9 protein-coding genes and 1 tRNA gene are annotated in these 12,523 nt (G+C 57.3%); 5 read left to right on the forward strand and 5 right to left on the reverse strand.

Annotation, left to right across the window (positions count from 1 at the left end):
- Positions 1-23: 23 nt before the first annotated feature.
- Positions 24-1,127, reverse strand: coding sequence for an alanine racemase (alr, locus tag ABGM91_RS10970; RefSeq protein WP_295927887.1), 1,104 nt, complete (start codon positions 1,125-1,127; stop codon positions 24-26).
- Positions 1,128-1,340: 213 nt separating this feature from the next.
- On the opposite strand from alr, the gene ABGM91_RS10975 reads away from it, so the two are divergent.
- The 5 genes from ABGM91_RS10975 (at position 1,341) to dgt (ending at position 7,231) form a co-directional block, all read left to right on the forward strand.
- Positions 1,341-1,415 (forward strand) — tRNA-Val (locus ABGM91_RS10975).
- Positions 1,416-1,568: 153 nt separating this feature from the next.
- Positions 1,569-2,495, forward strand: coding sequence for a DUF5655 domain-containing protein (locus tag ABGM91_RS10980; RefSeq protein WP_354832302.1), 927 nt, complete (start codon positions 1,569-1,571; stop codon positions 2,493-2,495).
- A 107-nt stretch (positions 2,496-2,602) separates the two neighbouring features.
- On the forward strand, positions 2,603-3,472 hold the full coding sequence (locus ABGM91_RS10985) for an EamA family transporter (protein WP_354832303.1): 870 nt from the start codon (positions 2,603-2,605) through the stop codon (positions 3,470-3,472).
- Positions 3,473-3,591: 119 nt separating this feature from the next.
- Positions 3,592-5,841 (forward strand): multicopper oxidase domain-containing protein, encoded by a 2,250-nt coding sequence (locus ABGM91_RS10990; RefSeq protein ID WP_354832305.1) that lies wholly within the window; start codon positions 3,592-3,594, stop codon positions 5,839-5,841.
- Positions 5,842-5,908: 67 nt separating this feature from the next.
- Positions 5,909-7,231, forward strand: coding sequence for a dGTP triphosphohydrolase (gene dgt, locus ABGM91_RS10995; RefSeq protein ID WP_354832307.1), 1,323 nt, complete (start codon positions 5,909-5,911; stop codon positions 7,229-7,231).
- Positions 7,232-7,247: 16 nt separating this feature from the next.
- Here dgt and ABGM91_RS11000 read toward each other — a convergent pair whose 3' ends face one another.
- The 4 genes from ABGM91_RS11000 to ABGM91_RS11015 all read right to left on the reverse strand — a co-directional run bounded on the left by ABGM91_RS11000 (position 7,248) and on the right by ABGM91_RS11015 (position 12,507).
- Positions 7,248-9,614 (reverse strand): PDZ domain-containing protein, encoded by a 2,367-nt coding sequence (locus ABGM91_RS11000; RefSeq protein ID WP_354832309.1) that lies wholly within the window; start codon positions 9,612-9,614, stop codon positions 7,248-7,250.
- A 272-nt stretch (positions 9,615-9,886) separates the two neighbouring features.
- The gene (locus ABGM91_RS11005) at positions 9,887-10,840 is read right to left on the reverse strand and encodes a PDZ domain-containing protein (RefSeq protein ID WP_354832311.1); all 954 of its coding nucleotides are present in this window, start codon (positions 10,838-10,840) and stop codon (positions 9,887-9,889) included.
- 402 nt (positions 10,841-11,242) lie between these two features.
- Positions 11,243-11,911 (reverse strand): hypothetical protein, encoded by a 669-nt coding sequence (locus tag ABGM91_RS11010; RefSeq protein ID WP_290566564.1) that lies wholly within the window; start codon positions 11,909-11,911, stop codon positions 11,243-11,245.
- A 17-nt stretch (positions 11,912-11,928) separates the two neighbouring features.
- The gene (locus ABGM91_RS11015) at positions 11,929-12,507 is read right to left on the reverse strand and encodes an RNA polymerase sigma factor (RefSeq protein ID WP_290566565.1); all 579 of its coding nucleotides are present in this window, start codon (positions 12,505-12,507) and stop codon (positions 11,929-11,931) included.
- Between the last annotated feature and the right edge of the window lie 16 nt (positions 12,508-12,523).

Genomic DNA, 12,523 nt, shown 5'->3' on the forward strand with positions numbered 1-12,523 from the left:
GCCTGAAGTCTGCCGCTTCTCCGTCACACATAAATGCGCGGCACGCGGGCGCTGATACTGGTCAGCACGTTGCTGGGAATGGTATTTGCGCGGCGCGTCAGCTCCTCCCAACTCACGTTCGGGCCCATGATTTCTACCAGGTCTCCGGTCTCCACATGGTCCATGTAAGTGACGTCCACCATAATCTGGTCCATCGTCACGCGGCCCAGCACGGGGCAGTACTGGCCATTGATATACACGCGGGCACCCTGGTTGGACAGGTATTGAAGATAGCCGTCCGCATAGCCGATGCCGATGGTAGCCACCTTCGTGCTCCCCTTGGTGATATAACAATGGTTGTAGGAAACGCCATGGTTGCCCGGCAGCCTGCGGATCAGAGTGATGCGGCTGTACAGGGTCATGGTGGGCTTCAATTCCTTGTTATAGGGGGAAGGCATGGGGGAAAAACCGTACAGGATTCTTCCCAGCCTTACCATGTTGGCGCAGGGAACCTTGTAATTGAACACGGCTGCGCTGCTGCACAAGTGCCGGAACTCATACTGGTAGCCGGAGGAAAGTTCATTCACCGCCTCCGTGAATCCGCTGATCTGCCCGTGCGTGAAGGAAATATCATCAGAAGCCGCGGACAAATGGGAAAACACGCCTTCCAGATGAAGGTGGTCCAGCTTCCTGAGTTTCTCCGTCAGGCCGTGCAGTTCACTGGGAAGGAAACCGCTGCGCCCCATCCCGGTATCCACGCCCACATGAACGTGTACGGGCTTGTTATACAGGGCGCCCAGGGAATTGAAATGCTCCGCCTCCTCCATGCTGGAAAGGGCGGCGCGCCAGCCGTTCTGCACAATCTCCTCCCGTTCTCCGGCAAAACAGGGCCCCAGAATAAAAGGGCACGTCTTCACGCCCGTATCCCGCACCCGGGCGGCTTCCGCCACGGTCGCGACGCCGAAAAAGGCGCACCCCTCGTTATCCAAAGCCTTCACCACTCCCTCAAGACCGTGGCCGTAAGCCTCCGCCTTCACAATGGCCATTTGCCGCTGGTCCGGCATAATGCGGCGGACGACGCTCAAATTATGCCGCAGCGCATTTGTATCAACCTCGGCCCAGGCTCTGGGAGGGCTTGTGCAACTCATGCCCGGAGTGTAGAAAGGCGCACCATGCTGTACAAGCCGGAAATCAGCCACCTCCCCACTTTCCGGAACGGAACCCGGAAAAATGTGTCCCCATCCGGAGGAATGAATCCGGAAACCCTGGCGGAAGAAAAACAACGCCTCTTTTTCACCCGCCTTCAAAAAACTCCTTGCCAATCTCCTGCTTGAACGATATATTCCCTCCGCACTGCAAATGCGCGGTTAGCTCAGTGGTAGAGCACATGCTTCACACGCATGGGGTCACTGGTTCGAAACCAGTACCGCGTACCATCTTTATAAAAGCCCCGGAATCCAGTATTCCGGGGCGTTTTTTTTCAGGTAAGGGCAGGATTGATGAAACAGTCCCGTCTTGCTGCATGTTGATTGTCTTGTCATCTACTCCTTCCAAGGATAGCATGTTTTCAATATCCCATATTTTCTGCAATGCCGCTTTTTAATTCAAAACTGGAAATATTGAACCAGATCAAGGAAACTCCGTTCAAGCTGGAACGGGAGATTCAACATCTGGTGGAAGCGAATTTGGAGACGCTGCTTGGGCTGGAATTCGTCAAATCCGAATTCACGATCTCCGGTTCCGTTCAGCAACTGCGAATTGACACGCTGGCTTTTGACAGGAAGAACAAGGCGTTCGTCATCATTGAATACAAGCAGGACAAGAGTTTCAGCGTGGTCGACCAGGGCTACGCCTATCTTTCCGTAATGCTTAACAATAAGGCTGATTTCATTCTGGAATATAACGAATCCCGGAACGAGCCGTTGAAACGCAATAGTGTGGACTGGTCCCAATCCCGGATCATTTTCATTTCCCAGGGCTTCACCCCTTATCAAAAAGAGGCGATTAATTTCAAGGACCTGCCCATCGCCCTGTGGGAGATTAAAAAATACAGCAATCAAACCATCAGCTTTGAAGAAGTCCGGAAGCTCAACGCAACGGAAAGCATTAAAACGGTTTCATCGGAAAACAGCGCCGTCAATGCCGTCAGCAAGGAGGTTATCGTCTACACGGAGCAAGACCGGCTGAAGGATATTCCGGAAGAAGTGCGGGATGTTTACAACAGCCTCAGAGAAAAAATTCTTGATTTGGGCAACGTTGAAATCAAGGCCACCAAGCTTTATGTCGCCTTCACGGTCAACGGCTCAAATTTCACGGATATCGCCTTGCAGAAACAAGGCCTGAAACTCTGGATCAACCTTCCCCAAGGCGAATTGGAAGACCCCTACAAACTCGCCAGGGATGTTTCCAGCATCGGCCATCACGGCAACGGCGCGTACGAACTGGCTGTAAAAAATGCGGACAAGCTGGATTACATCCTTACCTTGATCAAACAGTCTTATACGCAAAAGGCTTAAGCCGTCCTGACCGGGGCAATTTCCTCCCCTCCTCCGATTGGAGGCAGTGCGCCTTATGCCACGGGCATTGACTTGCCGGAGCGTCCCCCGTATGGTTTCCGCTCTTCATGTCTGCACTGCTGGTCACGTCTCTTATTTGGGCGTTGTCATTCGGGTTGTTGGGGAACTTCCTGTCTGGCTTGCCTGCCAGTTTTGTCGCCATGGCGCGCATGGCCGGGGCCCTGGCCGTTTTCCTTCCTTTCCTGCGGAAGACCCCGCCGCACCATGCCCTGACCATGATGGGCATAGGCGCCGTGCAGTTCGGAGGAATGTACCTCTGCTACATTGCCGCCTTTCATTACCTGCCCTCCCACCAGGTAGCCCTGTTCACAGCCACAACTCCCATTTACGTGGTGCTGGCGAGTGCGCTGATCAAAGGAAGGCTGTCTAGTCTTCACATCGCGGCTGCCGTTCTTGCCGCCGCAGGCGGCGCAGGAATTCTCTGGAACGGGTACACTGCCGGCAAGGGACTTCTTACGGGCATTCTTCTGGTGCAGCTTTCCAATCTCTGTTTTGCGGCGGGCCAGATAACCTATGCCTCCTTGAAGGATTCGTGGTTTAAAGGCGGCGAGGCTTCCAGCTTTGCCTATGCCTACGCGGGAGCCCTGCTGGTTACCGCGCCCACGGGACTTCCCGCAGGACTGGCATGCTGGCGGGAGATTTCAACCGTGCAATGGTGGCTGCTGGCCTATCTGGGCGTGGTAGCCTCCGGAATCTGCTTTTTCCTGTGGAATTACGGCGCGCGCAGAGTGGCTCCCATCAAGCTCGCCATCATGAATAATCTCAAAATTCCCCTGGCGGCGTTTACCTCCCTGGTCCTGTTCAGAGAGAGCCCCAGCATTCCCCTGCTCGCCCTGGGGAGCGTGCTTATCCTGGCCTCTTTTCTGGTTACTCCGGTTTCTCCCGGGAGGCTCCCCAACGATAAGCCCAGGGGTTAATACGGCAGTTTTTATTCCCCTTTCCGTCTTTCACGGAAACCATGACACGGCACCCGGCGTTCATTTTGAACCGGAGATGGAATGGACAGGTCTTTTCTGGAGGTAATTTTTTCTTGTTCATGTTCAAGCTTTCCTTCCATTTTTTTCCATTCCTGTGCTTCCTGACAGCACAGTTTTCTCTATCCTTCGCAAAAACGGTGGAGTATGATTTGTATGTCCGGGACGCTCCGGTTAATTTTACCGGAGTCACGCGCCCGGCCATGACCATCAACGGGAGCATTCCCGGCCCCACCCTGCATTTTACGGAGGGGGATACGGCCGTGATACGGGTGCATAACCTGATGGATACGGAGACGTCCTTCCACTGGCACGGCCTGCTGGTGCCCAATGACCAGGACGGCGTGCCCTACCTGACTTCCGCCCCCGTGAAGCCCCATACCACGCATACTTATACTTTCCCTATTATCCAGAACGGCACATACTGGTACCATTCCCACAGCGGCCTTCAGGAGCAGAGCGGGCTGTACGGCGCATTCGTCGTCCGCAAACGGCCCGGCGACCCGGCGCGCAGAACGGAAGACGCCCTGCCGGAGTATACGCTGGTGCTGAGCGACTGGACCAACGAGAATCCCAACGAGGTCAACAGGAAGCTTCACACGGGTTCGGACTGGTTTTCCATCCGCAAGGGGAGCGTGCAGAGCTACTGGGAGGCCCTGCGTGCCGGGTACCTGGGAACCAAGCTGACCAGCGAATGGAAGCGCATGAACGCCATGGATGTGAGCGACGTGTTTTACAACCGCTTTCTCCTGAACGGAACCCCTCAGGCTTCCCTGCCTCGGCTGAAGGGCGGCGACCGCATCAGGCTGCGCATCGTCAACGGAGCTTCTTCCACGTATTTCTGGCTGAGGTACGCTGGCGGCAAGATCCGCGTGGTGGCGAGCGACGGCAAGGACGTGGTTCCCGTGGACGTGGACCGCATGATTATTGCGGTTTCCGAGACTTATGATTTGATCCTGACCGTGCCGGAGTCCGGCAAATCCTTTGAGTTCCAGGCGACGGCGGAGGATACCACCGGGTCTTCCTCCCTGTGGCTTGGCCATGGGGAGAAGCAGCCGCTGCGCCCCTTTCCCAAACTGAATTATTTCAAGAAGATGAAGGAGATGAACGGGATGATGACCATGGGCGGCAATATGAAGATGATGAAGATGAATTCCGGCCCCATGTCCCGCCAGATGCATCATCACGGCATGTCCGGCGGCATGCCGGCCTCCCATTCCGGAAATATGGGGATGATGGATATGAAACCCGGTTCCTCCCACGGAGGAGGCCATGGGAACATGCAGGAGGACGGGGAGGGAACCACCCTGACTTACGATATGCTGAAGTCCCCCTCCCGCACCAACCTTCCCTCCGGCGTTCCCGTGAAGGAGCTGCATTTCATGCTGACCGGGAACATGAACCGCTACGTGTGGAGCATGAACGGGAAGACTCTTTCAGAGACGGACCGCATCATGATCAAGGAAGGGGAGAATGTGCGCATTATCCTGACCAATAATACCATGATGAGGCATCCCATGCACCTGCACGGCCATTTTTTCCGGCTGGTGAACAGGCACGGGGATTTTTCACCGCTCAAGTTTACGGTGGATATCCAGCCCATGGCCACCCAGGTGATTGAGTTCAACGCCGCAGAGAAAACGCGCGGCAACTGGTTTTTCCACTGCCATATCCTGTACCATATGATGAGCGGCATGGGGCGCATTTTCACGTATGAGGATTCTCCGCCCAATCCGCAGCTTCCCCATCCCATGCGCGCGCTTCAGCGCGTTTACGATATGGACCGGATGTGGTACCTGACCGTGAATAATGATTTTGCGTCCAACGGGAATATAGGGGATCTGGAGTTCGGGGGCACCCGCTGGAGCATACAGGGGGAATGGCAGATAGGCTACAAGGATACCCATGGTTATGAGGCGGAGGGACGGCTGGGCAGGTACATCGGAGAAAAGCAGTGGCTTTATCCCTACATCGGCGTGGATTGGACCTACCGCAAGGGGGAGGCGGGGGAACGCAACATGTTCCGCCAGACCACTAAAAAGGACCGGGAAGTGGACGGCACCCTGGGCGCCCGGTACACGCTCCCCATGTTCCTGATTGCTGACGCGCGCATTGACACGGACGGAAAGGTGCGCCTGCAATTGGAACGGGACGATATTCCGCTTACCTCACGCCTGCGCCTGTCCTTTTCCCTGAATACGGACCGGGATTATTCCGTGGGCCTGCATTACATCCTGACCTCCCACCTCAGCATTTCCACCAATTACGACAATAACCTGCACTGGGGCGTGGGCCTGATGCTGACCTATTGAACGGCCGCCCCATTTTCTCCTGTTCCATCCGGGCATTCCCCTGTAGCATTCCCGTACCATGCCAGGGATGATGAATTGGGAACAGCTTTTGTCGGATACCCGGTGCGGGTCCACGCACCAGAGCACCACACCCCCGCAGAAGGACCGGAACGAGTACGACAAGGATTACGGCCGCGTGCTGTTTTCCAGCGCCTTCCGCCGCCTTCAGGATAAAACGCAGGTGTTTCCCCTGGGCCGCAATGATTACGTGCGCACGCGGTTGACCCATAGCCTGGAGGTGGCCCACATCGGTTCCTCCCTGGGCATGCACGTGGGCCATTTGCTTGGGGAAAAGCGGAAGGAGCTGAATGCCATTATGAGGCCTTCCGGACTGGCCACCATCGTTTCCACCGCCTGCCTGGCCCATGATATCGGGAATCCCCCCTTCGGCCATTCCGGGGAAGACGCCATTGAGTCCTCCCTGGCGCGCCACGGCGTGACTCATCCGTTTGAAGGGAACGCCCAGGGCTTCCGCATCCTGACCTGCACCGGGGACCCGATGGAAGGCAAAGGATTGAAGCTGACGTGCGCCATTCTGGGAGCGTTCATGAAGTACCCCTGTACGCAGTCCTATTCCGCCGCAGTAAAGAAGAAGGCGGTTATTCCCGCCAACAGGCTGGAATGCAAGAAATTCGGCATCGGGGAGCCGGAACGGGAGGCCGCTTCCTTCGTGGCGGGAGAACTGGGACTGCTCCCCCGGCATCAGCCGGGAGCTGCGGAGCTGTGCTGGTGCCGCCATCCCCTGGCCTACCTGATGGAGGCCGCGGACGATATTTGCTACCGCATTGCGGATATTGAAGACGGCTTTTTTTCCGGCCTGCTGGATTTCAGCCATGCCAGGGAGTTGTTCAGTCCTTTCCTGAAGGAACGGCAACTCAAGTACGTGGCGGAACTGGCCCAGCAGGGGGAAGAAGCTTCCTGCGTCCATTACATGCGGGCCATTGCCATCGGCGCCAGCATCCAAACCGCCGTGAACAGTTTCATGGACCACGAAGAGGAGCTTCTGCAAGGGAGGATGGAGCAGTCCCTGATAGACAGTTCAACATTGTCCGCCGCGCTGGACGGCCTTTACAGGTATGCCATTGAGAACGTGTACCAGGCCAGGGAGGTGATTGAGGTGGAGGCCATGGGCTACAAGGTGCTGGGCGAGCTGATTGACTTTTTCATGGAGTGGGTGAACCATCCCTCCTCCGGACAGGCCAAAAAAGTGGCCATCATGCTTCAGGGCGCCAAACTCCCCAAGGATGATGCAGGGAGGGACGCGCGCCTGACACACATGCTGGATTACCTTTCCGGCATGACGGATTCCTTCGCGCTGGAAACGTACCGGAAATTGACCGGAATCCTGTAGTTCCCGGCAGTGCGGGTCAAAGCTGCATGGCAACGTTTTTGTTTTCCTGGTTCCTCCTGATGGTCACTTTCAATTCGCCGGAGGGCGGCAGAAGCTGTTCCAGGCTCTTCACCCCGCGCACCTTGCGACCGTCCACCGTCAGAAGCACGTCGTTGGGCTGAATGCCGGCGGAGGAACACGGGCCATCCTTCTGCACCTTCACTACAACCAGCGCACTGCCCAGGTCTTCCGGCATCAGCCCGAAAACGGACAAGTCTCCCTCGCCTTCCGCCACCCTCACTTCAGCGCCCAGCCTGCGCACCTGGACCGCCGCGGGAGCCGTGCCCCCCTTTTTTCCGCTGTTCCCGGCGGTTCCCGGAATGTCCGGCGTTCTGGCCAGGGCTTTCAAATGCGGGGAACGCACGCCGAAACGGTTCATCGGGAAGTTGCGGAAGCCCAGCTTGAGCGCCGGGGAGGAGGAGCGGACGGAAAAGTCACCTTTGCCGGGATTTACAAAGAGGGCATCCCCTTTTATGGAACGCCGGTCGTTCCCGGACTGTCCCGCCAGTCCGGAGGCCTTTTCCGTATTTTTCATCCCTTCCGCATGGACGAAATTCCTGTCCATATTCTTTCCCCACGGGGAAAAGTCCATCTTGCCCGCCTGGCGGTAGCGGTCTTCAAAAACAATGTTGCTGTAAAATTCATCCCCGCTTTCCCGGAACCACACGTGCGGATGCAGCGTGTTGTTCACAAAAATGTTGTTGTACACCTTCCGGAAGAATCCCTCACGGAGCTTGAGTCCGGAGGAGAGCATCACATTATTGCAGATCACATAGTTGGAGGACCCATCGTCCAAATCCACATCCCACCCGTGGTCACACCGCCAGCGGTTGGTCCGGAGCACATTGGGCTGAAGGCAATCCAGCAGCACCACATTCCGGTCCTGGCTCAGCGCCATCTGGTCCCCCGCCCAGTACCGGTCCCGGCCCCAGGAGTTGAAGGAGCCATGGTCGCTGGTTTCCCTCACCGTATCAAAGACATCGCAATATTCCACAACATGGCCGCCAAAGGCCCCCTCCCCGATGTTGATGCCCGCACGCGGGACCTCGTAAATGGAACAGCTGCGGACGGTAATATTCCGCGCCAGGGAGATTTGCACCCCGGCCGTCTGCTTTTCAACCAGTCCCGTGCGCCAGATCAGGCAGTCGTCCACCAGGCAGGTGGACGGGAATTTCCCGTTTTTGGGCCCCGGCGTCCTGTCCAGCTTCTCCAGGGCCATTCCCCGGGCTTCCCCGTAGTCCCTGGGTCCCCGGTAGGCGGAACGGTCCCCCACCAGGGCCACGCCGTTTCCCCCCACTTCATGGATGTGGCAGGAGCGAACCTGGGCACGGTCATTTTTCCCATCCACAAAGACGGCATTCCCTCCCAGATGGACGAACTCACAGCCCAGGATACGGCAGTTTTCCGTATTCCGCAGCAGAACGGCCCCGCTGCGGAAGATGGTCCAGTCACTTCTCAGCAGGGGTTCCCGGTTTTCCATGAAGGTGCGCCGCGTTCCGGTCAGCACCAGGTCGCGGAGAGTGACGTTTTTCACGGGTGCGCCTTCCTTCCCCTGAAGGCGGACCAGCTCCGGAAGCCCGGCGGCTTCCACCACGGCCCGGGATAAATCCGTGCCCGGTTCCGGATACAGGTAGAGCACGTTTTCCCGCCTGTCCAGATACCATTCCCCGGGAGCATCCAGTTCCTCAAAGATGTTTTCCACAAATTTGTACCTGTCATGCGGAGGCGAGGGACGGTTGTTCTGCCAGCCGCCCTCCGTGACCAGGCTGTCCCCCTTTTTGCCGGTGATGCGGAAGTGCATGTCCCCCCACATGCGCGCATGAAGGGCGTGCAGGAATCCTCCTTCCGGATTTTTCCAGCGCGCCACGCGCTGCGGGCTGTCCGCGTCCGCAGATGTTCCGTTGAAGATGCGGGCCTCCGGGTCATGGTTGGGGTACCGGGCCATGTGCATGGGTTTTCCATTAACCATCAGCACATCCATTTCCAGTCCGGCGGGTACGGAAGCCTTCATGATGCCGTCCCTGAACGGCTGCCAATCCGCGGAGAACGGCACGGCACCGCTCAATACCGCCCTGCCCTGGTTTTGGGCGCGGATGGTCAGTCCGGAATGCTCCGGACGAAGGGCCAACGGTTCCCGCAGGTAGTAAACGCCGTCTGCCAAAATAACCTGGCATTTTCCCCGGGCACCTTCTCCGGCTTTCCGCACGGCGGCTTCCACGGAACGCATGGGGAGCTCTTCCGTTCCCGCATGGGAGTCATTCCCGGCGGGGGAAACAAAAATATCCGCGCCCCATACACAGGAGGCGCACCACAGCATCCCCCAAAGACAGTTAAAACCATTCATACCGTTTTCTACATAAAAGCCGTTGCGGGAACCGGCCCTCTGAAAAACTTCCCGTTTTCATCATGTAAGCCAGTCCCTCTGATGAAAACATACGGCATTCCCCCATTCGTTCTTTCCCCGAACCCATCAATATTTTTCCGTTTCTTCAAGGAACGATCCGCTTTTCCGGAAGGGCAAGAACAAACCTTCCCTGTCATAAAAAAGGCTGCCCCACCCGGGGCAGCCGTCCTTAACATAATGATCATGGATTTCTCCACTATTTCATGAAGACGTTAAAAGCAGAAGTTGGTTTCTATGTTTTTCAGGCGTTCCCTGACGGCTTCCGGAACGGCCTCCTTTTCCTCCTGCGTATTGTAGGGGCCGGAGTACAGGACTTTACCGGAGGCATCCGTCACATGGACGGTGGTGCCCGTCTGGGAACTGGAAGAAACCACGATGGTTCCTTTGGCGTCCGACATCTGGACGGAAGACGAGCTGTGGCCTCCGCCGGAAACCTTGCCCATGGGAGGCATGGGCATCTGGTGAAGCCCCTGCAGGCTCCGGAGCATTTGGGCCGCCCCGGGCGTCAGGTCCATCCGGCTGATGATGTCATCCATGCGGGAATCATCAATGGCGGAGTCCTTTAAAAAATCATCCATCATCTGCTGCATGTCCAGGATGCGCTGCGGAAGAGCAGAACGTCCGGCCATTCCCGCGGGCGGGGCCATTTGGCGCCGTACGGAGGGGACCACGCGCGGCTGCGTGCGGGGGTCTCCCTGGGCGGCTAGTATTTCCTCAGCGGAAAGCGTTCCTCCATCCAGCGTGATGTCCGCCGTTTCCCGCTTGCCCTTGCGGTAAAATACCGCCGTAACCTTGTCTCCCGGCACTTTGTCCGTGAGGGCTTCCGTCACGGACTGCGGACCGGACAGGGAGATGTCACCCAGTTTGACAATGACGTCATTTTCCTTCAGTCCGGCCTTGGCGGCGGGACTGTCCGGCATGATTCTGGTCACCAGCACTCCGGGGAATCCGCTCAACTCCAATTGCGCCACCACCGCCTGCGGCACCGTACCGGGCACAATGCCCAGCCTGGCGGGCCTGGAGGAGGGGAGAGGCCTGGTCTGCGGGGTATACGGCGTCAGGGGCGGAGGCTGGAGGGGGTCCGTACTTCCAGCGGGCCGGTCAATGGAATATCCGGAGCCCGAACCTATCAGCAGTCCCAAGGTCAGAAAGATACAGGTTTTCATATCCATGTGAGATAATATACAGCATCCGTCCGTGCAATGTTCAAAATTTACACATTTTTTTTACAGCCCCCAGCCGCCCTGCCGGCTCAGGTTCATCACGGAGCGCCGGAAGGGCCGACAGAAGGAGCAATTACGGGAATAAAGGGAGCCGGACAGCCAGGGGGGAGAAGGTTCTTTTCCCAAACAGGGAACCGGGTGGCATTCCCCCGTATTCCTTCAGTTGCCACAGAAGGGCGGCGGCTCTCCCCGACTGTTCCCGGCCGCAACCGGAGCCTCATGTGAACAACCGGGCCATACGCGCTTACGGCCGCACTGCCGGACGCAAGAGATTCCATCCTGCGCAACGTCACACACAGCGTACGGAAAAAGAAAAATTCCTCCATTGCCCCAGACGGCAGCCTCTCAATATTCCTTTTCAGGAAGAATCCTGCGGATGACGGCGGGGGCGATCACGGGCACGCGTTCGTCACCTCCCTGCAATTCAAAAAGGGTGGGCTTCCGCAGTTCACGTTTTTCTCCGGGGAGCATCGGCGCCTGCGCCTTTTCAACCCCGGCTTCCACGCCGTTCCCTCCGGCCACCGTGCCGCCGGACGGCGCCAGCGTATTCTGCATAATCAGGACAACGCCCACGGCGGCGGCCACGGAAATGCCGGAAATATAGACCAGCCGGCGCCACAGGGACATTTTCACCGTTTTTTCCTGCTTCACTTCCCCGGCACAGTCCATGGCCCGGGCCATTTTGCACACGGAGAATTCCAGAATGGACGAGGCGGAAAGCCTTTTCAACCGGGTTTCCATTTCACGCTCGGATTCAGCGCACATCAGGGAACAGCACTGTTCCCTGAACAGAACCCTCGCGGGAGAAGGGCTTAAACGCTTCAACAGGGATTCCATCTCACGGAGTTCCTCGTCAGAGATTTCATCATGCCGGAGACGGGCATTCAGGGGAAAGATTTCCTCACACTTTCCGGCCAGGCGGGAAATCAGTTCATCGGATACGGGAAGGGGCTGCATGGCGGCAGTACCGCCGCCTTCCTCCCCTGCGGCAGATGATGTTGTTTCATGTTTCATAAGAGCGGGGTGCGGCGTTAAATTTGTTCTTTTTTATTTCTCAGCGCCTTACGGAGCAGGTCGATTCCATAGCGGTACCGGCTCGCCACCGTGTTTTGTGAGATTTCCAGCGTTTCCGCAATTTGCTGAAAGGTTTGTTCCCCCCATATTTTCAGGACAATGACCTCTGAGAATTTGGAAGGGAGCTTCTTGAGCTGCATTTCCATGAATTGCTTGAGTTCCTCGTCCGCCGCGGCGCTGGAAAACCAGGGGTCCGCACAAATATCCCCGTCCTGTTCGGCGGCGCAGGCCTCATCCTCCCTCTTCTGGCGCCTGTCGGATTTGCGGCCATAGTCCACCGCCAGGCGCCGGATGGAGGCAAAGACATAGGAAAGCCACGCCTCCTGGCCACCCACAAATTCCCCGGAAGCTTCTTTCCTGGCCAGCCGTATCAGGGCATCCTGAAGGATGTCCTCCGCATCTTCCGGCGAACGGGACTGCTGGCGGGCAAACAGCAACAGTTGAGCGACGTGCCTGCGCAGCCATTCATCCCAGCTCAGCAAATGGCTGTCTTCTTCCTTTACTTCCTCTTCCCTGATGTAGGCGGACGTATTCATTTCTGCATGTTCGGTT

The sequence above is a fragment of the Akkermansia muciniphila genome, from assembly GCF_040616545.1.
Lineage (GTDB): Bacteria > Verrucomicrobiota > Verrucomicrobiia > Verrucomicrobiales > Akkermansiaceae > Akkermansia > Akkermansia muciniphila_E.

Bases quoted from the DNA above. Each gene is read 5' to 3' on its own strand.
- alr (WP_295927887.1), bottom strand. From the start codon at position 1,127: ATGAGTTGCACAAGCCCTCCCAGAGCCTGGGCCGAGGTTGATACAAAT.
- ABGM91_RS10980 (WP_354832302.1), top strand. From the start codon at position 1,569: ATGCCGCTTTTTAATTCAAAACTGGAAATATTGAACCAGATCAAGGAA.
- ABGM91_RS10985 (WP_354832303.1), top strand. From the start codon at position 2,603: ATGTCTGCACTGCTGGTCACGTCTCTTATTTGGGCGTTGTCATTCGGG.
- ABGM91_RS10990 (WP_354832305.1), top strand. From the start codon at position 3,592: ATGTTCAAGCTTTCCTTCCATTTTTTTCCATTCCTGTGCTTCCTGACA.
- dgt (WP_354832307.1), top strand. From the start codon at position 5,909: ATGATGAATTGGGAACAGCTTTTGTCGGATACCCGGTGCGGGTCCACG.
- ABGM91_RS11000 (WP_354832309.1), bottom strand. From the start codon at position 9,614: ATGAATGGTTTTAACTGTCTTTGGGGGATGCTGTGGTGCGCCTCCTGT.
- ABGM91_RS11005 (WP_354832311.1), bottom strand. From the start codon at position 10,840: ATGAAAACCTGTATCTTTCTGACCTTGGGACTGCTGATAGGTTCGGGC.
- ABGM91_RS11010 (WP_290566564.1), bottom strand. From the start codon at position 11,911: ATGAAACATGAAACAACATCATCTGCCGCAGGGGAGGAAGGCGGCGGT.
- ABGM91_RS11015 (WP_290566565.1), bottom strand. From the start codon at position 12,507: ATGAATACGTCCGCCTACATCAGGGAAGAGGAAGTAAAGGAAGAAGAC.